This is a genomic window from uncultured Sphingomonas sp. (genome assembly GCF_937871615.1).
Lineage (GTDB): Bacteria > Pseudomonadota > Alphaproteobacteria > Sphingomonadales > Sphingomonadaceae > Sphingomonas.
In genome coordinates this window covers 68,246-87,133 of record NZ_CALMPA010000071.1, presented here as the reverse complement: position 1 = coordinate 87,133, position 18,888 = coordinate 68,246, and the positions used below count along the sequence as shown (strand labels likewise).

20 protein-coding genes are annotated in these 18,888 nt (G+C 67.1%); 9 read left to right on the top strand and 11 right to left on the bottom strand.

From position 1 onward, the window contains the following. Positions 1-49 precede the first annotated feature (49 nt). Complete coding sequence (gene flhA, locus Q0316_RS19265) at positions 50-2,143, top strand: flagellar biosynthesis protein FlhA (protein WP_298675583.1); 2,094 nt, start codon at positions 50-52, stop codon at positions 2,141-2,143. Between the two features lie 369 nt (positions 2,144-2,512). Here flhA and Q0316_RS19260 read toward each other — a convergent pair whose 3' ends face one another. Then, positions 2,513-3,541, bottom strand: coding sequence for an IS110 family transposase (locus Q0316_RS19260; RefSeq protein WP_298675581.1), 1,029 nt, complete (start codon positions 3,539-3,541; stop codon positions 2,513-2,515). A 49-nt stretch (positions 3,542-3,590) separates the two neighbouring features. Here Q0316_RS19260 and Q0316_RS19255 point away from each other — a divergent pair, with 49 nt between their 5' ends. Further along, positions 3,591-4,916 (top strand): flagellar hook-length control protein FliK, encoded by a 1,326-nt coding sequence (locus Q0316_RS19255; protein ID WP_298675578.1) that lies wholly within the window; start codon positions 3,591-3,593, stop codon positions 4,914-4,916. A gap of 12 nt (positions 4,917-4,928) precedes the next feature. Further along, positions 4,929-5,579: a flagellar hook assembly protein FlgD gene (locus tag Q0316_RS19250; RefSeq protein ID WP_298675574.1), complete on the top strand. Its 651-nt coding sequence runs from the start codon at positions 4,929-4,931 to the stop codon at positions 5,577-5,579. A gap of 219 nt (positions 5,580-5,798) precedes the next feature. On the opposite strand, the gene Q0316_RS19245 is transcribed toward Q0316_RS19250, so the two are convergent. The 7 genes from Q0316_RS19245 to Q0316_RS19215 form a co-directional block, all read right to left on the bottom strand. Then, positions 5,799-6,101, bottom strand: coding sequence for a hypothetical protein (locus Q0316_RS19245; protein WP_298675572.1), 303 nt, complete (start codon positions 6,099-6,101; stop codon positions 5,799-5,801). A 108-nt stretch (positions 6,102-6,209) separates the two neighbouring features. Next, a complete protein-coding gene (locus tag Q0316_RS19240) occupies positions 6,210-6,617 on the bottom strand; it encodes a hypothetical protein (protein WP_298675569.1) in 408 nt (135 codons plus the stop codon). Between the two features lie 137 nt (positions 6,618-6,754). Then, entirely contained in the window at positions 6,755-7,579 is an 825-nt protein-coding gene (locus tag Q0316_RS19235) for a flagellin (protein ID WP_298675567.1), read from the bottom strand. 235 nt (positions 7,580-7,814) lie between these two features. Then, positions 7,815-8,564: a flagellar basal body L-ring protein FlgH gene (flgH, locus tag Q0316_RS19230; RefSeq protein WP_298675564.1), complete on the bottom strand. Its 750-nt coding sequence runs from the start codon at positions 8,562-8,564 to the stop codon at positions 7,815-7,817. 11 nt (positions 8,565-8,575) lie between these two features. Next, entirely contained in the window at positions 8,576-9,010 is a 435-nt protein-coding gene (gene flgA / locus Q0316_RS19225) for a flagellar basal body P-ring formation chaperone FlgA (protein ID WP_298675561.1), read from the bottom strand. Beyond that, positions 9,010-9,792, bottom strand: coding sequence for a flagellar basal-body rod protein FlgG (gene flgG, locus Q0316_RS19220; protein WP_298675558.1), 783 nt, complete (start codon positions 9,790-9,792; stop codon positions 9,010-9,012). The genes flgA and flgG overlap by 1 nt, the downstream gene beginning before the upstream one ends. A 22-nt stretch (positions 9,793-9,814) precedes the next feature. Next, positions 9,815-10,552, bottom strand: a complete 738-nt coding sequence (locus Q0316_RS19215) for a flagellar hook-basal body complex protein (protein WP_298675555.1) — start codon at positions 10,550-10,552, stop codon at positions 9,815-9,817. 115 nt (positions 10,553-10,667) lie between these two features. Between Q0316_RS19215 and Q0316_RS19210 the strand changes: the two genes are divergently transcribed. From Q0316_RS19210 to Q0316_RS19195, 4 genes are read left to right on the top strand one after another with little or no spacing between them, the layout of a single operon-like run. After that, entirely contained in the window at positions 10,668-11,168 is a 501-nt protein-coding gene (locus Q0316_RS19210; protein ID WP_298675551.1) for a flagellar basal body-associated FliL family protein, read from the top strand. Beyond that, complete coding sequence (fliM, locus tag Q0316_RS19205; protein ID WP_298675548.1) at positions 11,165-12,187, top strand: flagellar motor switch protein FliM; 1,023 nt, start codon at positions 11,165-11,167, stop codon at positions 12,185-12,187. Before Q0316_RS19210 ends, fliM begins: the two co-directional genes overlap by 4 nt. After that, positions 12,184-12,633, top strand: a complete 450-nt coding sequence (locus Q0316_RS19200) for a DUF6468 domain-containing protein (protein WP_298675546.1) — start codon at positions 12,184-12,186, stop codon at positions 12,631-12,633. The genes fliM and Q0316_RS19200 overlap by 4 nt, the downstream gene beginning before the upstream one ends. Beyond that, the gene (locus tag Q0316_RS19195) at positions 12,633-13,199 is read left to right on the top strand and encodes a hypothetical protein (RefSeq protein ID WP_298675543.1); all 567 of its coding nucleotides are present in this window, start codon (positions 12,633-12,635) and stop codon (positions 13,197-13,199) included. Before Q0316_RS19200 ends, Q0316_RS19195 begins: the two co-directional genes overlap by 1 nt. A gap of 22 nt (positions 13,200-13,221) precedes the next feature. Here Q0316_RS19195 and Q0316_RS19190 read toward each other — a convergent pair whose 3' ends face one another. After that, on the bottom strand, positions 13,222-13,638 hold the full coding sequence (locus Q0316_RS19190) for a hypothetical protein (RefSeq protein WP_298675541.1): 417 nt from the start codon (positions 13,636-13,638) through the stop codon (positions 13,222-13,224). A gap of 124 nt (positions 13,639-13,762) precedes the next feature. Between Q0316_RS19190 and Q0316_RS19185 the strand changes: the two genes are divergently transcribed. Continuing rightward, positions 13,763-14,005, top strand: coding sequence for a hypothetical protein (locus tag Q0316_RS19185; protein WP_298675538.1), 243 nt, complete (start codon positions 13,763-13,765; stop codon positions 14,003-14,005). Continuing rightward, positions 14,002-15,765 carry a hypothetical protein gene (locus Q0316_RS19180; RefSeq protein WP_298675534.1) on the top strand — a complete coding sequence of 588 codons (1,764 nt, stop codon included), beginning with the start codon at positions 14,002-14,004 and terminating at the stop codon, positions 15,763-15,765. The genes Q0316_RS19185 and Q0316_RS19180 overlap by 4 nt, the downstream gene beginning before the upstream one ends. Positions 15,766-15,854: 89 nt before the next feature. On the opposite strand, the gene Q0316_RS19175 is transcribed toward Q0316_RS19180, so the two are convergent. Both Q0316_RS19175 and Q0316_RS19170 read right to left on the bottom strand, forming a co-directional pair. After that, the gene (locus Q0316_RS19175) at positions 15,855-16,763 is read right to left on the bottom strand and encodes a flagellin (RefSeq protein WP_298675531.1); all 909 of its coding nucleotides are present in this window, start codon (positions 16,761-16,763) and stop codon (positions 15,855-15,857) included. Between the two features lie 15 nt (positions 16,764-16,778). Continuing rightward, positions 16,779-18,875 (bottom strand): flagellar basal body rod C-terminal domain-containing protein, encoded by a 2,097-nt coding sequence (locus tag Q0316_RS19170; RefSeq protein ID WP_298675528.1) that lies wholly within the window; start codon positions 18,873-18,875, stop codon positions 16,779-16,781. Positions 18,876-18,888: the final 13 nt, after the last annotated feature.

The following is an 18,888-nucleotide window of genomic DNA, read 5'->3' as shown; positions in this document are numbered from 1 at the left end:
GCGCCCACGCCTTTTACCGTCATCTGCCCGAGCAAGATCGAAAGAACGGATGCCAGCCAATCTTCCTCCCGCATTGACCCATTTCCTTGAGCGGCTGGGCGCGAACCGCGATCTGGCGCTCGGCATGGGCATCGTCGCGATCATCGCGATGCTGATCCTGCCGCTGCCCGGCTGGTTGCTCGATCTGGGGCTGGCGCTGTCGATCACGCTGTCGGTGATGATCCTGATGACCGCGCTGTTCATCGAAAAGCCGCTCGATCTCAGCGCCTTTCCCACGATCCTGCTGATCGCGACGATGCTGCGGCTTGGGCTGAACCTGGCCAGCACGCGGCTGATCCTGGGGCACGGGCATGAAGGAACGCACGCCGCGGGCGGGGTGATCGGCGCGTTCGGCGAATTCCTGATGGGCGGGGAGACGGCGATCGGCCTCACCATTTTCCTGATCCTCATCGTCATCAATTTCGTCGTCATCACCAAGGGTGCGGGGCGCATCGCGGAGGTGGCGGCGCGCTTCAGCCTCGATGCGATGCCCGGCAAGCAGATGGCGATCGACGCCGATCTCAACGCCGGGATGATTACCGAGGAACAGGCGCGTGAGCGCCGCGCGGAGATCGAGGCCGAAAGCGGCTTTTACGGCGCGATGGACGGTGCATCGAAATTCGTGAAGGGCGATGCCGTCGCCGGGCTGCTCATCACCGCGATCAACATCGTGGTGGGGCTGGCGATCGGCGTCTTTTCGCACGGCGTGTCGCTGGCCGACGGCTTCCATACCTATACCGTGCTGACGGCGGGCGACGGGCTGGTCAGCCAGATTCCGGCGCTGATCGTCTCCACCGCGGCGGGCCTGCTCGTGTCGAAGGGCGGGGTGAAGGGCAATACCGGATCGGCGCTCGGCGCTCAGCTTGGCCGCTATCCCAAGGCGTTCGGCATGGCGGCTTTCCTGATGGGGGCGCTGGCGCTGCTGCCGGGGCTGCCGTTCGTGCCGTTCGCCGCTTTCGCCGCGCTCGCCGGTTTCGCGGGGTGGCGGATGCATCGCCGCGCACAGACACAGTCCGCGCAGGAACGCGCCAGCGCCGCGATCAGGGAAGCGCAGGCCGCGGTCGCCGAACAGCCGATCGCGCAGACGCTGGCGATCGACGCGGTGCGGATCGAGATCGGTTATGCGCTGCTGCCGATGATTAACGATTCCGAGCGCGAGCCGCGTCTCGACGATCAGGTGCGCGCGCTGCGCCGCCAGATGGCCACCGAGTTCGGCTTCGTCCTCCCGTCCGTCCGCATCGTCGACAATATGGCGCTGAAGGCCAACGAATATGTCATCTCGATCAAGGAGACGGAGGCCGCGCGCGGCGAAATCCGGCTCGATCGGTTGCTGCTCATCAATCCCGGCGGTGGCCCGGCGGGGCTGCCGGGCGAGCCGACGCGTGAGCCGGTGTTCGGCCTGCCAGCGCTGTGGATCGACCGCGAACTGCGCGACGAGGCGGGGTTCCGCGGGCTGACGGTGGTGGAATGCGGCACGATCATCACCACGCATTTGACCGAGCTGGTGAAGGAAAATGTCGCCGAGCTGCTTTCCTATACCGAAACGCAGAAGCTGCTGACCGAAGTGCATCGCGACGCGGAGAAGCTGGTGGCCGATCTGGTGCCGGCGAAGGTCTCTATCTCCAGCGTGCAGCGCATCCTGCAAAACCTGCTGGCCGAAGGCGTGTCGATCCGCGACATTCCCTCGATCCTCGAAGGGATCGCGGAAGCAGCGCCGCTCACCGCCAATCTGACGCAGATGACAGAGCATGTGCGCGCGCGGCTGGCGCGGCAGATCAGCGCGGCGCAGGTGCGCGGCGATGCGATCCCCGTGGTCACGCTGTCGCCCGATTGGGATCAGGCTTTCGCCGACAGCATCACCGGGCAGGGCGACGATCGCCAGCTCGCCATGGCGCCGTCCGCGTTGCAGCAGTTCATCGCCGCGGTGCGCGAAACCTATGACCGGCTGGCGCAGAGCGGCGAGATTCCGTGCCTGCTCACCAGCCCGTCGATCCGCCCGTTCGTGCGCTCGATCATCGAGCGTATCCGCCCGAACACCGTGGTCTTGTCGCAGAATGAAATTCATGCTCGCGCGCGCATCCGCGCGCTCGGCACGATCGGATGAGGCGTGCGCGGCCAGTGCGACCGCGCTTCATCCTATAATGTAAACGATCGTCCCGCACGCGGGGCAAGAACAGGGCTGCCAGATGCAGATTACAGATGTGGACGACCCTCCCTTGCTGGGCTCCGAGCAGCAGTTGAGTCGATCGCTTGCTATCAGATGTCCGGCCTGTTTGCGCGGATAAATCCGCTGGCCGAGATGGTGTTCGCTACGCGTGGTCCAAACACATAAGCGGCAGTTTGAAGTGCCAGTGTAATCTTCGGAGTTTCACGCGTCTCGATCCGATCGATCAATCCATCTACTCGTTCCTGCAAGTTCGGTCATCACCCCGCCGTGGCAGCTATACGTCTTCTCGCCAGTTGGGGGTAATCGTCATACGGCCACCTTTGCCGCGGGCCGATTGTACACACCGCCTGACATCATCAAGCGCCAGGCAATTCGCGCAAATTTGTTTGCCAACGCCACCGCTACGAGCTTGGGCGGCTTCCGATTGAGCATAGCCTCAAGCCAGGGAGAAGCTTTGGTTCGCCCTTTTCTGATGTGCCGCAGCAAGGCGGTCGCGCCGACGATCAGCGTTGAGCGGATACTGGGATCACCGGCCTTGGTGATCCCGCCCAAACGGACGCGACCGCCGGTCGAGTGGTCTTTCGGCGTTAATCCCAGCCAGGCTGCAAACTGTCTGCCTGACCTGAAGCTCTGGGCGGGTGGCGCCTTCATACTGAGCAAGGTTGATCCGATTGGACCTACTCCGGGGATCGTGGCGATGCGCCTGCTCACATCGTCAGCGCGATGCCATGCCATCAGCTTGTCCTCGATCTCCTCGAGTCGGGCTTCGACGGCGGCATATTCCTTGGCCTGAAAGCGAAAAAGATCGCGGGCCAGATCTGGCAGGGTTTCATCGTCAAGAATGCGCTCGATCAGAGAATTGACGTTTTGACGCCCGGCGGGTCCAACAATTCCAAACTCTGCCGCATAACTGCGAATGGCATTCGAGAGCTGAGACTTAACACCGACCAATCGCTCACGTACCGTCATCAGCATGCAAGCAGCCTGTTGTTCCCGAGATTTGACAGGAACGAAACGCATGGACGGCCGCGTCACCGCCTCGCACAGTGCTTCGGCATCAGCGGCATCGTTCTTGCCCCGCTTCACATAGGCCTTGACGTACTGAGGTGGGATCAGGCGGACTTCGTGACCAAAGGACTGCAACAGTCGCGCCCAGTGGTGAGAACTGCCACAGGCCTCAATCGCAATAAGAACCGGCGGAAGCTTCTCGAAGAAGGTGACCATTTCGCAGCGACGGAACTGCCTTCGCAAGACGACAGCTTCATTCTCATCGACGCCATGCAACTGAAAAACGTTCTTGGCGGTATCCATGCCAATCCGCGTGATGGTTTTCATCGCTTCCTCCTATCAAATCCTCCGGCATTACTACGCCGCAGGTTGAACCTTGATCGGAGGGTCGTCCACACCAACACCTTTCGTCCTTCCGATCGCTTCCGCACTTGCTTCCTCTCCGCCGCCGGTCGCGGGCTTTATCCCGGATTTCGATCTCGCGCGTGCCGGCGCATCGCTGCCGGATGCGGCGGGCGAAAAGGATGGCGCGGCGCATTTCAACGGCGCGCAGCCGGGGACGCTCGCCCAGTTGCTGATGGCGCAGGGGGCGCCAGACGCGCAGGCCGTGCCTGTGCCCACGCCGGGCGCGGACAAGTCGCTGGCGCCGGGGGCCGGCACAGCGTCGGACGGCGCGGCGGGCGTGGGCAAGCCCGCCGCGCAGCCGCCGCTTCTCGTCGATCCGGCAGGCGGCGAGGAAGCGGGCGCGCGTCCCTCGCCAGACATCGAACACGCAGTCGAGCGCACCCGGCTGCCCGTGACCCTGCGCGTCCGCAAGCCGAACGCGATGCTGGCCGGGCAGCTTGCAAGTGATCCGGCCACGCCGCTTCCGGCGGCGCATGTGCTGCTCGCCGCGATGGCCGGTATGCCGGCTGCTGCTGCGGTGGCGCAGAACCCGGCTCCGCGGGCGCCGGGCGGGCTGAAGCCGGCGGCGATGTTCACGATTGGCGCGGTCGTCCAGCCCACCGGCGCGCGGGGCGCGGCCACCGCCGTCACGGCGGACGCGGCGGCTGGCCCCGATGCGCTCGGTGGCGACGCGGCATCCACCGCGCTCACCTCGCCGAAACCGGGTGCAATCACCGAAGCCGCCGTCGATAGCGCGGCGGCGGGACCGGGGCAGGGGCAGCGCCCGGATACAGGCGCGGGCGCGCTCCCCCAGCCGGCACCGGCGGCTGTCGCGCCCCATGCCACCCCGCGTCATGCCGAAGCTTCGCCCCCCGCGCATGACGGCGCGATCGTCGCGCGCGCCGGGCATTTCGGTGAGGCGCTGGGCGTGGAGATCGCGCGGCGGGTGGAGACGGGCGGCGAATCCTTTCGCGTCCGGCTCAAGCCCGCCGAACTGGGGCATGTCGAGGTGACATTGGCGTTCGACGATCGCGGCAGCCTCCGCGCGACGGTGCGCACCGAAAGCGCCCATGCGCTGGAATTGCTGCGGCAGGATGCGCCCGATCTGGCGCGCACGCTGGAACAGGCCGGCGTCCGCGCCGATGCGCAGAGCCTGCGCTTCGAAAATCGCGGCGGTGGGGCCAGCGGCGGGCACGATCAGCCGCAGCAGCACCGCAACGCAAATCATCCCGATTTCGCAGCCGAGGACGATGCCGTCCCCGGTTCGCCCGCGTGGCGCATGGTGCGCGGCGACGGGCAAGTAGATCTTCTCGCCTAGGAGCTTTCAACCATGACCGTCATCACCTCCGCCGACGCGGCGCAATCGGCTACGGCAACGTCTCCGACGAAGATCAACGCCGATTTCAACATGTTCCTGAAGCTGCTCACCACACAGATGCAGCATCAGGATCCGCTCAGCCCGATGGACACGTCGCAATATACGCAGCAGCTCGTCCAGTTCTCGCAGGTCGAGCAGTCGATCGAACAGACGCAGACGCTGAAATCAATCCTCGGCAGCCTGGGCACGCAAAACCTGACGCAGGCCTCGTCGCTGATCGGGCGGCAGGTGGAGACGAATTCGGCCATGACCGGGCTTGGCGACGCGCCCGCGCAATGGACGTGGAGCGCATCGCGCGATGTCGCCTCGCTCACCGCCAGCGTCGTCGACGCCAAAGGCAAGGTGGTCGATACGTTCCCGCTCAACGGGGGCGCGGCGCGCGGCACGGTCACCTGGGATGGGGTTACCGCCGGGGGCGTGAAGCTTCCGGGCGGCGGCTATGGTCTGACGATCAAGGGGCTCGATTCATCCGGAAACGAGGTGCCGCTCACGGTGAACGGCGCCGGGCGCGTGAGCGACGTGCAGCTCAGCAAGGGCAGCGTGCTGGTCACGGTGAACGGCGCGCGCTTCGGCATCGACGAGTTGACGCGGATCGGCGAATAGCCCCGCCGCACGATCGCGTCGCGCGCCCTTGTTGGCGGGCGACGCGATCGGCTCAGAGCGATTTCAAGGCAGGTGGAATCACCTGCCGGCTCGGAAATCGCGGCAAACAAAGGAAATCAGAGCGATTTCAAGGCAGGTGGAATCACCTGCCGGCTCGGAAATCGCGGCATCAAATGAAAACTAGGCGGCGATCCGATGCGGTCGGATCGCAAATCCGCTTCAGATCGTGCCGGCGAGCACCCGATCGCTCGCCACCTGATGCGCAGGCGCCGGCTCGACAGCCAGGTTCAGGTGCGTGATGGTGCACCCGGCCAGATCGCTCGGCGGGATGAGCATCGCGATGCAATCAGCGATCGACGGGGCTTCGCGCGGGCCGATCGTGTCCTCCACATCGGCGGGTGTCAGTCCGATCGCGGAAGACAGCGCGCGCCGCGCGGCGGCTTGCCACAGCGCCTCCGCATTGCTCACATTCAATTCGATATTGATCGTGCAGACCGTCCCCACGCCCCCCAACGCCGTCATTCCCTTTTCCCGCCCCCCCTCTGTTCAGGTGTAAGATTACGAATTGTTAATCCATCATATGCTTAGACGATGAATCTTTAAAGGCCATCCTTCCCCAAAATGCGCATTTCAGTGTGGCCGGTTGTTCGCGCGGCGATCGAGTTCGCGCATATGCGCGGTGGCGAGGCATAATTCGGCGTAGAGCCGGTCCCAGAAGGGTGTCGGAATCTCCAGCGCGATCGCGCGTTGCTGCGTCAGCCGCAGCGCGGCGCAAGGCTCCATCTCCATTTCGAAGCGCGTCGGATAGGCGCCATCGGCTATTTCCTCCGGCAATGGATGGGGAACGGCGAGGCGGGCGGACATGATGTAGCCGGCCAGTACCTCCGCGGCATAGCCATCCAGCGTCGCGCGCGGGCGGCCCGCCATATCCGGTCGCTCGATCACGAGCAGCGCCCCCGTCGGCGTCTCCTCGACGCGGACCTGAAGCCGCGCTCCGAAAGCATCGGCTATCTCTCTGATCCGGGGGAATGATCGCATGTCGGGCCTTGTTCTATCTGGTTTCATTGTAGCGTGTCGGGCGCCGGGCGGGCGCGGTACTCGCGAAAAAAAACGGCCGGGACGGTTGCCCGTCCCGGCCGCGTGCCCCTGGGCGGACGCCCAAGGACCGTTCCGGATTAACGGAACAGCGACATGATCGCCTGCGGCGCCTGGTTGGCGATCGACAGAGCCTGCACGCCAAGCTGCTGCTTGACCTGCAACGCCTGCAGACGCGCCGATTCCTTCGCCAGATCGGCATCGACGAGGTTGCCGATGCCGCCCTCGATCACGTCGGACAGCTTGCTGTTGAAAGCGAGCTGGCCGTCGATCTTGCGCGAAGCCGAACCAAGCGTGCTGAGCGACTTCTTGACCGCGTCAGCCGCCGTGTCGACCAGGCCCTTGAACGTCGCCGCCGTGGCGGCGTCGGTGACCGTGCTCGTGTCGAGCGGGGTCGCGATGGCTTCGAAGTTCTGGTTCGCGACATCGAGCGTCGCGGTCAGATCCTTGGCCGAGGTCAGCGCCTTCACCTGGCTCGCCCCGGTTGCGGACAGCAGGTTGCTGCCGTTGAAGCTGCTCGACTTGATGACCGAGTCGACCGTTTCCTTCAGCGAGGTCAGATCCTGCTTGATCTGGTCGCGGCTGCCCGTGTCCAGACCTTCATCGGAAGCCTCGGTGGCCTTCGACTTCATCTGGTTGAGCAGATCGGAGATCTGCTCCGCGCCGGCAACCGCCACGTCGACCGTGCTCTTGGCGCGGTTGAGCGAGGAGGTGACCGCCTTCAGGCCGCCGACATCGCCACGGAGCGTCTGGGCGATCGTATAGGCCGCCGAGTCGTCCTTGGTCGAGTTCACGTTGAGGCCGGTGTTGATCCGGCTCTGCGTGGTCGCCATGTTCTTCGAGGTTTCGTTGAGGCTCTGGAGAGCCGCCATCGCACCGACATTGGTGTTGACCGAAAATGCCATTGTTCTTGTCCTTCGTGGAATGGAGCCGCTTCTGCGGCCCGGACCGGAGAGCGCCGGCCCACGATGGTCACGTTGCTGTGTCCATAATTCATTCTGGGAATATTTATTGGGCGGCCAAAGTTCCCGGCGCATTTTCATGGTTAACGCGCGAATTTGCGGCGATACCGGGCGGCCATAACAAGAAACGGCCCCGCATTGGCGGAGCCGTCTTCATGCGCTCATGCGGGCGAAGGACTCAGAACGGGAAAAGCGCGTCGTAGATCTGCTGCCCCCAGCGCGCCTGTTGCGCATCGGTAAGCTGGCCGCGCCCACCGTAGATCACGCGCGCCTCGGCGATCTGCGAATGCTGGATCGAATTGTCGCGGCCGATATCCTCGGGCCGGATCAGCCCGGTGATGATGAGTTCGCGCATCTCGAAATTGACGCGCACTTCCTGCCGCCCGCGGATCATCAGATTGCCGTTGGGCAGCACCTGGGTGACGATCGCGGCCATCGTCATGTTGATCGTCTCCGATCGCGCCGTGGTGCCGCCGCCGCCATATTTCGAGCTGGAGCTGGTTTCGGCCACCCGCGCCGCATCCGCGCCGAGCAGCTTCTTCACCGGGGCGATATCGAGCAACTGGCCGACGCCGCCGGCCTCGCTGCCGCCGCGCGTGCGGGAGGTGTTGTTGCCGATATCGGCCTTGTCGGCGATGTTGATGCGGATGGTGAGGATGTCGCCCATCCGCGCCGCGCGCTGCCCGCGAAACAGCGCGCCCGCGCCGTTGCGGAACAGCGATGCGGTGGCGGCGGGGGTGGCTTCGCCGGTCGCCGCGTCACGCGTCGCGCGGTCGGGCGGGGTGGCGAGCGACGGCTCGATCTCGGGAACCGCCACCGGCTCCATCTGCGAGAGCTTCGGCGCCTTGCCGACCTGTTGCAGCCGCCCGACCGCGCCGCAGCCTGACAAGGTGAGCGCGATCGTGGCGCACATTAACAACTGACGCATGGCGCGGCCTTTCACGGATTGAGGATGCGAACGGTGCCGGCGGATTCGATCTGGCCGTCGAGCGTGCGGCTGGTGGCGTTGGTGACGACGCGCACGGTGTCGCCCTTCGCGCCGCCGCCCAGCGCGCGGCCCGCCGTCGTGATCGCCAGCGGCCCGTTAAGAATGCGGATGACAACCGCCTCTCCGCGCCGCACGAGCTGCGCCGGGGCGAGATCGCTTGCCCGCACGATCGCGCCGGCGGGGATGGCACGAGTGGCCTCCATGCCGGAGGCGGCCTCCCGCGTCACCGCGCCGCGCGCCGCGATCGCGGGTTTTTGCTCGATGCGAAAATCCTGCGCATCGAGCCGGTCGCCCTTGCGCACCGCGTGATCGAGCACGGCGGCATCGACCATCGCGCCCGTGCCCGCGGGCGCGGCGGCGAGCAGCAGCGCGATGAGCGATTGCATCAGCGCAACTGGCTGGTCGTCGCCAGCATTTCGTCGGCGGTCTTCACCACCCGGCTGTTCATCTCATAGGCGCGCTGCGCGGTGATGAGCGCGGTGATCTCGGATACCGGATTGACGTTCGCGCCCTCGATGAAATTCTGGGTGAGCAGCCCGAACCCCGGCTCGCCGGGCTGCGCCGTCACCGGCTGGCCCGAGGCGGAGGTTTCGAGGAACAGGTTGCCGCCCTTCGCCTCCAGCCCGGATTCGTTCATGAACGTGGCGAGTTGGAGCTGGCCCAGCGTCTGCGGCTGCGGATCGCCCGCCATCACCGCCTGCACCAGCCCGGTCTTGGAGATGGCGACGGAGGTTGCGCCCTGCGGAATGGTGATGCCCGGTTGCAGCGGATAGCCGTCCTGCGTCACCAGTTCGCCCTGATCGGAAAGCTGGAAAGCGCCGTCGCGGGTATAGGCGGTTTCGCCGCCGGGCAGCGTGACCTGGAAATAGCCGCGCCCTTCGATCGCCACGTCATAGGGATTGCCGGTCTGCTGCAACGCGCCCTGTTCGTTGATGCGATAGACGCCGCCGGTGCGCACGCCCGCGCCGAGCTGGATGCCGGCGGGGGAGGCGGTCTGGTCGCTGGTGGACGAGCCGGGGCGCGTGACCTGCTGATAGAGCAGATCCTGAAATTCGGCGCGCTGCCGCTTGAACGCGGTGGTGTTCATGTTGGCGATGTTGTTCGAAATGACATCGACGTTGGTTTGCTGCGCCAGCATTCCGGTGCTGGCGATCGACAGGGAGCGCATTGAGATCGTCCTTTCGTGAAATTCAGCCGACGCGGCCCAGGCGGTCGATCGCCTGCTTGCGCATGTCGGACATGGTCTGGGTGATGTTCTGGCTGGTCTGATAGGCGCGCAGGATCGCGATCATGTCGGTCGTCTCGACGATCGCGTTGACGTTCGATCCCTCGACCCCGCCGCTGCGAAGCCGTGTCTCGCCCGCCGCCAGTTCGCGCCCGCCCGCGCCGCTCATCAGCCCGTCGCCGCGCGGATCGACATTGGCTTCGTCGAACACCGTCACGGCAAGCCGCCCCAGCGGCCCGTTCACGCCCGAAACCGTGCCATCCGCCGAGACCGATAGATGCGCTGCGTCTTCCGCCGGGATGACGATCGGGCGACCGCCTTCGCCGAGGATGCGCTGCCCGCCGCTCGCCGCCAGTTCGCCGTTCTCCAGCACCTTGACGAAGCCCGCGCGCGTATAGGCGATCGTACCGTCCCCGGCCTCCACCGACAGATAACCGTCGCCCTCGATCATCACGTCGAGCGGGTTGCCGGTGGGCTGGAACGCGCCCGCCGCGCTGTCATGCACCGCGCCGTAATCGAGCACGAACGAGGTTTGCCGCGCGGGCGTGACCGCGGAATCGGTCTGTTCGACATATTCGTGGAACACCGGGCGCTCGCGCTTGAAGCCCACCGTGCTCATGTTGGCGAGATTGTTCGCCGCCACGTCCATGCGGCGGCGGAGCGCCTGTTCCTGGCTCAGCAGAACATAAGAGGCGATGTCCACCGGGTCGTTCCTCAAAAAAAACCGGCCAGGCAAAAATTGCCGGGCGACGTTCCTATAATAGGATGAAATGCGCCGGTGCGGTCGCGGGGCGTGCAATTCGAAAGGTCGAGTGCGGATGGCGGATGCCGAAATCGTCGAGATGGATGCGGAAGGGGCGGAGCCGATCGGGGCAACGCGGCCAAACGCGCGGCGCAAATGGATGCTGATCGCCGGGGCGGTGGCGGCGGCGCTGTTGCTCGTTGCCGGCGTGACGACGTTCCTGATGACCCGATCGGACGGCGGCGAGGGAGGCGCGAAGGCGGCGGCGGGCAAGGCCGAATATGTCGACGTGCCGGAGATGATCGTGAACCTGCGCTCGCCGGATGGCGCGGCGCATTTCCTGAAGGTCCATCTGATGCTCGTCCCCGGCGCGAGCGGCTCTACGGATACGCTCACCAGCCACATTCCGGCGCTGCTTGATGCCTATCAGCCGTTCCTGCGCGAATTGCGCCCGGAGGATTTGGCCGGATCGGCGGCGGTGTTCCGCATCAAGGAGGAGTTGCTGCGCCGCAGCGCCGCCGTGCTGGGCGATGGCGCGGTGAAGGATGTTCTCGTTCAGGATCTGGTGCAGCAATGATCGAGCTTGAGGATTTCGACCTTCCCGAACCGCCCGTGGCGCCGCTGGGCGAGATGGGCGACGCGAAGTTCGATCAGGCGGATATCGACGCCTTGTTCGGGGATGTCGGCCCGCTCGTCCGCAAGGCGGGGATGCGCGCGGTGGTGGAATCGCGCGTCATCAGCCACGAACGGATGCCGATGCTGGAGGTGGTGTGCGATCGCGTCGTCCGCGCCTTCGCCAGTTCGATGCGCAACCTTACCTCCGACGCGATCGAGGTGAGCCTGGAGGAAGTGACCTCCGCGCGCTTCGGCGAATTCATGAATCGTGTCGCGCTGCCGGCGATGGTCGGCGTGTTCAAGGTGCGGGAATGGGAAAGCTACGGCATCGTCACGGTCGAATCCGGGCTGATCTACGCCGTGGTGGATGCGCTGCTCGGCGGGCGCGGCGGCGGGCCGCCGACGATGATCGACGGGCGCGCCTTCACCACGATCGAAACGCGACTGGTGTCGCGGATGCTGGAACTGGCGCTCAACGATTTCGCTGACGCCTTCGCCCCGATCGAGCCGATCACGATCGAGCTGGAGCGGGTGGAGACCAACCCGCGTTTCGCCGCGATCGCCGGATCGTCGAACATCTGCGCCACCTCCACCTTCCGCGTGGATATGGACGGGCGCGGCGGCCATTTCTCGCTCGTCTTTCCCTATGCGACGCTGGAGCCGGTGCGCGACAAGCTGCTCCAGCGTTTCATGGGCGAAAAGAGCGGGCGCGACAGCATCTGGGAGGCGCATATGGCGTCCGAAATCCGCAAGACCAGCGTGGCGGTCGGCGTGCTGCTCGGCGAGCGTGCGATGCCGATCGCCGATTTGAACGCGCTGGCGGTGGGGCAGACGATCGCGCTCAATCGCGATCCCGATGATCCGCTCGATATCGCGTGCGGCGGCGTGGTGCTGGCGCAGGCGCAGATCGGCCAGCGCAGCGGGCGCATCGCGGTGCGGCTGGTCAACAATGTTTCCGGGGAAAAAAGGGGTAAGGCATGACGATCGCGCTGGTGGCGAATTTGCTGACGAGCATCCTGTGCGCTGCCGTGCTGGTGCAGAGCGTGCGGATGGCGCGCAGCCTGAACCAGGTGAAGGATGGCGATCTGCCGCTGATGGTCGCCGCGCTGGACAAGGCGACCGGGGAAGCGCGCGGTGTGTTGTCCGAGATGAAGCGCACGCTGGGCGCCGATTGCGCGCAACATGCGCGGCAGGTGGAGCGCGCGCGCGAATTGCGTGACGAGCTGGAACTCATCACCGGGATCGGCAATGCCGCCGCCGAACGCATCCTTGGCGCGGTGAAGCTCGCCAATGCGGATCGGGATGAGGGTGGTGCCGACGCCGTTGATGGCGGCGGCGTGGCGGCGATCCTCGCGGCGGTTGGCGATACCGGGACCGACGACGCGGCGGCGGATGACGCGCCCGTCGTTCGGGCGGAGGCGGCGTGATGGCGCTGCCGCGTCTTACCCTGCTGTCGCTGACGGCGGCTGCCGCCGCCATGGGGGTGGTGGCGAACACCGTCTCTTTCGCCGCCGGAAGTTCAGCGGATGCGGGCAAGAGCCGGCTGGGATCGGCGATCGAGCGCGACATGAGCGATCGCGATGCCGCGCAGGCCAGCCGCTCGCGCGGGCTGGATCTGCGCGAACAGGCGGCGCGCGCTGCGGAAGCGCGGCTTCAGGCGGAGATGGATCAGCGTCGCCCCGGCACTGGCCCGACCCCCGCCGACGCGCCGTTCGACGAACTGGCGCGCATCTATCAGGCGATGAAGCCGGCGCGCGCGGCGGCGGTGTTCGAGCAACTCGATCTGGAGGTGCAGATGAAGGTCGCGCAGCGGATGCGCGAACGCTCCACCGCGCTGATTATGGGGGCGATGACCCCGCGCGGCGCGGCGGCGCTGACCATGGCGCTGGCGCGGCGCAATGCGGCGAGGCCGCCGGTGGAACAGGCGGCAGCCGCTTCGCCTTCGCCGGCGAATCCCCCCGCGCGCCCGGAGCGGCGGCGCGCCGGGCTTTAAGGCCGGGCGCCCGCTCGCTCGCTCAGGCCGGCTCGGCGGCCAGTTCCACGATCAGCACGCGTGCCAGCGACGGGTCCACGGCGGATAATGCCGTCGAGAGCCGCTCGCTGAAGCTGATCGCGTCGACCGGGCGCAGCCCCGATACGTCGAGGCGGGCGAACTCCAGCCCCGCGGCGATCCCGGCGGCGCGCAGCTCGGGCATCTGGCGGCGCAACACGACCGATCCGTCGCTGTCGCGCGCCGCCAGCACCAGCTTGAACCGCAGCGCGCCGTTGACGCGATCGGATTCGATGATCGGCACCGTGATTTCTTCCATCGGCACCAGATACAGGCCCTGCTGCGCGGCATCCTCGCTGCCGCCCTCGGCGGCGAGCGCGACCCCGGCGGGCAGGGGGCAAACCGCCGCCGCCAGCGCAAGTGCCGCCGTCGTCGGCCTCAATCCCGATGCCCGCTTTGATCGCGGCGATCTGCCCTGCAACTCATATCTCCCGAACAGGCGATGGCGCACCGCTCCGGCGGCCTCCTCTCCTATAATAGAATCAAATAACCAAGCAGGTGAACAAGTGAGCCACGACCAGCGCCCGGCAAGGATGCGTCTCGTCTCCGATGGCAGCGGCAATGCCAGGCGGCGCGCCACCCCGGTTACGATCGAGGGTGACGCGCGCGTAGTGGCGCAGACGGCCACGTCCGGCGCGGCCCCGGCCAGCGCGGGTGCTTTGCCGATGCTGGCAATAATATTGTTCCTGCTCGCCTGCGTAGCCGGTGGCGCGTGTGCGGCATATTTCACGCTGCGGAGCGCCGGATGATGCGGATCGCACTGGCGCTGCTCGCCGCCGGCACCGCGCTTGGCGCGGCGCGACCCGCCCCCTTCGCACCCGGCGCGGCGCAGAACGCGGCGGTTTCGGGGGCGCTGCCCGGTTTCGCCGCGCAACTCGCGCAGATGCCGCCGATTGCCGGCCCCGGTGCGTGGCGCGATACTGGCGCTACCGGCTGGGCCGCGATCGCGCGGACGGGCGAGGGGGATCGGCAGGCGGCGCGCTGGGCCTATGCCCGCCGGATGATCGGTGAAGGGCTGGGCGCGGAAGCGATCGGCGTGCTGGATATGATGCGCCGTGACGACGGCGATCTTGATCTCGTGCCCGCGTTCCGGCTGGCGTGCGGGGCGGCGCAGACGCTGGCGGGGCATGACCGCGAGGCGGTGGCCGCGCTCGCCTTGCCGGAGCTGGGCGGCAATATCGAGGCATGTGCCTGGCGGATGCGCGCACTGGCGCAATCCGGCGACGCGGCGGGGGCATTGGCGCAGGCGCGCTGCGCCAGCCGCGCGGTCAATGTCCGGTCGCAGGGGGAGCGCGCGCCATTCCTGCTCCCAGCCGCCGCCGCCGCGCTGGAGATGCAGCGCCCCGCGCTCGCGCGGTCGTGGCTGCGGGCACTGCCGGACCGCGACGAGGCCGCCAATGTGCTGCGCGGCCGGGCGTTGCTGGCGGAGGGGTATCTCGCGCCGGGCCGCTTGCGGCTTGGGCGCTCCGCGTTGAGCGCGGACCCCGCAATTCGCGCCGATGCGCTGCTGGCGGCGATCGAGACGGACCTTGCCGCCCGAACGATCGGCGCGGCGGAAGCGCTGCGGCGGATCGAGGCGATGCGCTATGGCTGGCGCGGCGGCCCGGTCGAGGCGCGCGCGCTGCGCGTTTCGCTGGCGCTGGGCGCCGAGGCGGGCGATGTGCCCGCGCAGCTTCGGGCGGGCGCGGCGTTGCTGCGTTATTTCCGGCCCGGCGCGGCGGCGGGGCCGATGCTGATCGAGCTTCAGGACCGGCTCGCCGGGCTGCTCGCGCCGGATAGCCGCGTGCCGCTGCCCCAGGCCGCCGGCCTGTATTGGGATTATCGCGAACTGGCGCCGATCGGCGCGGAGGGTGATCTGCTGGCGCTGCGCTTCGCCGATCGCCTGCAGGGGGCGGGGCTATACGCGCGCGCGGCGGAATTGCTGCAATATCAGCTCACCCGGCGCGCGCGCGACGTGGCGCAGGGGCCGCTTTCAGTCCGCGTCGCATCGCTCCACATCCTGGCGGGCCGACCCGATCTGGCGTTGACCGCGCTGCGAACCACCGATCAGCGCGATTACACCGACGAGATGCGCGCGAACCGCAAGCGCATCGAGGCGGTGGCGCTCTATCGGCTGGGGCGCGGTTCGGCGGCGCTCGCGGCGCTCGACGGGGTGCCCGATGCGATGATGATCCGTGCGGAGATGAACTGGCGCGCGCGCAAATGGGACGCGTTCGTCGCCGATGCGGGGAGCGGCCTGCCGCGCGCCGATGCGCTCGATGCGCCGCAACAGGCGCAGGTGCTGCGTCTCGCGGTCGCGCTGGCGATGCTCGGGCGGGAGGATCGGTTGCAGGCGCTGCGAACGCGTTATGCCGCCGCGTTCAGGGGGCTGAAGACCGAGCACGCCTTTGACGCGCTTACGGCCAGCGCGTCCGCTGTCGCGCCGGAGCGGCTGGCGGCGGCGATGAGCGCGATCCCCGGCGCCAGCCCGGCGGGGCCGATCGCCGATCTGCTCGACGCGGGCGACTGAGCCGCTCGTTCAAATCCGCGCAAAAAGGAAACGCCCCGCATCCACAAGGGAAGCGGGGCGCGGGGGGAAGCCGGCTACCGGCTGAAGCGTCAGCGCAGGAATGAAACCAGGCTGAGGCCGCCAAGCTTGGAAAAGGCGGAATAGCTCGCCTGCAGCACGGTCATCTGATTGGCGAGGTCGATCGCCACCTGCCCGAGATCGGCATCCTCGTGATGCTGGATCACGCCCTGGAACAGCAATTCGCGCTGCTCGCCACGCTCGATGAGCGTTTCGAGCTGGCCCTGGCGCCGCCCGTTCGCGGCATTGACGGTGCGCAGGTCGGACAGGCCGGTGCCGATCTGGCCGAGCGCCTGCTTCATGATGTCGACCTGAGCGTCGGTCGGCTTTTCGCCGAGCGTGCCGAGCTGGGCGAGCGTGCGAAACGCCTCGTAGATGCCCTTGCCCATCTCGGATGCGCCGATGCCGTATTTCATGTCCACGCCATCGGCGACGCGCGCGCTGACGCGCACGCCATCGTCCAGAAAGGCGCTGTCGGCGTCGATCGTCAGCGCATCCGCCAGCGAGCCGACCGCGAAGGGCGGTTTGTCCACCTGACCACCGCCGAACAGCGGAGCGCCGCCGTCCGATGCGTTGAGGGCATGGCTGAACAGATCGAAGGCGGTTGAGATGGCGGCGGAAAGCGCGCTGCTGTCGCCGGTGCCGATCGCGGTCAACAGATCAGTCTGAAGGCCGCCGATCGTGGTGTCGATCGATTCGAGATTGCCCTGATAGAGCGACAGCGTGGTGCCGACGCGCTTGGCGACCGTCGATTGCGCATCCTGCCGCGCCAACATGCTGTGCACGGAAAGATTGCGGACGGTCTCGGTGCCGAGATCGGCGTAGGTCGTGGCGCTCTTGCCGGTATCAAGCCGGGATTGGGTGGCGGCAAGATCGGCCTGCGCGCGTTGCATCGCGCCGGACATGACCCGTTGCAGGGGGAGAGTGGCAACACGCGGCATCGTTAATTCCCTTTCTTATCGCACCATGCCGAGCAGGGCGTCGTACATGTCCTGCGCCGAGGTCAGCACGCGCGCTGCGGCGGAATAGCTGTTCTGAAGCACCACCATCTGCGACAGTTCCTCGTCGATGTTGACGCCGGAGAAGCTGTCGCGACGGTTGATCGCGTCATCGCGCCGGGCGGTGGCATCTTCCAGCCGCCCGCGCGCCTGGCTGGCCTCGAGACCGGCGCGGCCAAGCACCTTGGCCGCATAGTTTTCCATCGTCGAGACGCCCTCGCGGCCGAGATCGACCACGCCTGCCAACCGGGAAACGAACGCGGTCGCGCCGCGCGTATCACCCGCGCCGAGCGCCTTTTCGCCGGGCGCGACCTGGTTGAGGATGGCGAGCGGCAATCGCGACGATTCCGCAAGCATCGCCGGGGAAACCTCCGCCGTGGCCAGCCCGCTCGCCCCGCCGGAAACCCCCATCATCGAGGAGAAGGACCGGCCCAGACCGTTGCGATCGGTGGAATCGGACGGCGCCGAGAGGCTCGCGCCGATCAGATTGGCGTGCGGATCGAAACGCAGCCGACCGCGATCGTCGAGCGAGAAGGTGCCGAAATCGCCGACCGCACCGGCGTTTAGATCATCGACGAGATCGCCGATCGTGCCGCCGGGCGCGGGCGAAAGCGTGTAATTGGCGATCGTCCGTCCGCTTGCATCGCGCAGCACGAATTGCGTGGTCTGCCCGGCGGCGAAGCCATGCGGATCGCTGGTGGTGAAGCCCGATGGAACGAGCGAGCCGCTGTCGCTGCGGACGAGATCGTTCAGCCCGAAGAATTGCGACACGCCGATTCCGGCGCGCGCGCTGGGCTTCGCGGCATCCTGCCCGATGGCGACGCCCGTGCCCGGCGTGCTCGCGGTGATCGAAAGCTTGCCCCCGGCGAAGGTGGCGGTGCCGGCGCCGCCCAGCCCGGCGTTGATCGCGGCGACCATGTCGTCGATCGTTGCGCCTGCGCCGAGCGCGTCGAAATCAACACGGGTGGAGGCGAGCATGGTGCCGTCCTTCTTCACCACCGCGAAGGTCGCGGCGCCGGTGAAGCCGAGCCGGTCGCCGCCGCTCATCCCGGTCTGCCGCCCGGTGAGCATATCGGGTGGCGGCACGGACGAGCCGGCGTTGGACACGCTGTTCAGCGCCTCCGCCAGCCCGCCGAACAATATGCCCAGCTTGTCATCGAAATCGGGCAGCGCGCGATCGCGCAGATCGAGCAGCCCGCCAAGCTTCCCGCCGACAGCCGCGGTATCGAGTTTCTCGCCCGTGGACGGCCCCATCGCGCCATTCGCCTCTGCGAAACGGATTTCGATCGTGGGGTAAACCGGCTGCGCGCTGCCTTGCCCGGCGGTGGGATAGGATAGCTGCCTCAGCCGCTTGTCGAGCAATACCGCGCCCGAGGTGGTTTCGATCGAGACGCGGCCATCGGGCTGATCGCGCACGTTGATGCCGATCAGCCCGCTCAGTTCCTCGATCGCGTTCATCCGCTGGTCCGCCGCGCCGCTCGCGCTGCGCCCGAGGCCGGTCTGCTGCGCTACGGTGGCGTTCAGTTCGTTGATGCGCTGGAGCAGCGTGTTGACCTTGGCGACGGTGTAGCCGACCTCGGATTCGACATCGGTACGCAAGCTGGCGACATCGCTTTCGAGCTGGCGCATCGAATCGATCGCGTCGGCGACGTTCGCGGTGAATTGCGCGGCGGTCTGCTGTGTGCCGAGCGCGCCGGTCATCGCGACGGCGGAGGCGCTTATCGCATCCAGCCGCGATGACAGGCCGACATTGCTGCCGGGCCGGCCGAGCAGCGCCTGAAGCCGATCGAGATAGGCGGCGGCAACGTCGGTACGGCCATAATCGCCCGCGCGGCGATAGACCGTCCCCTCCAGGAAACGATCCGCCACCCGCGTCGGCTCGCCGACGACCACACCGGACACCTGCCCGGTGACAACGCCGGTCGATAGATTGACCCGCTCGCGCGCATAGCCCGAGACGCCGACATTGGCGATGTTGTTCGAAACCGTCCGAAGGCCGGCCTGCGCGGCGGCAAGCCCGGAAACGGCGGAGCCGAGAATGTCGTTCAGCGACATGATCCGATTCCGC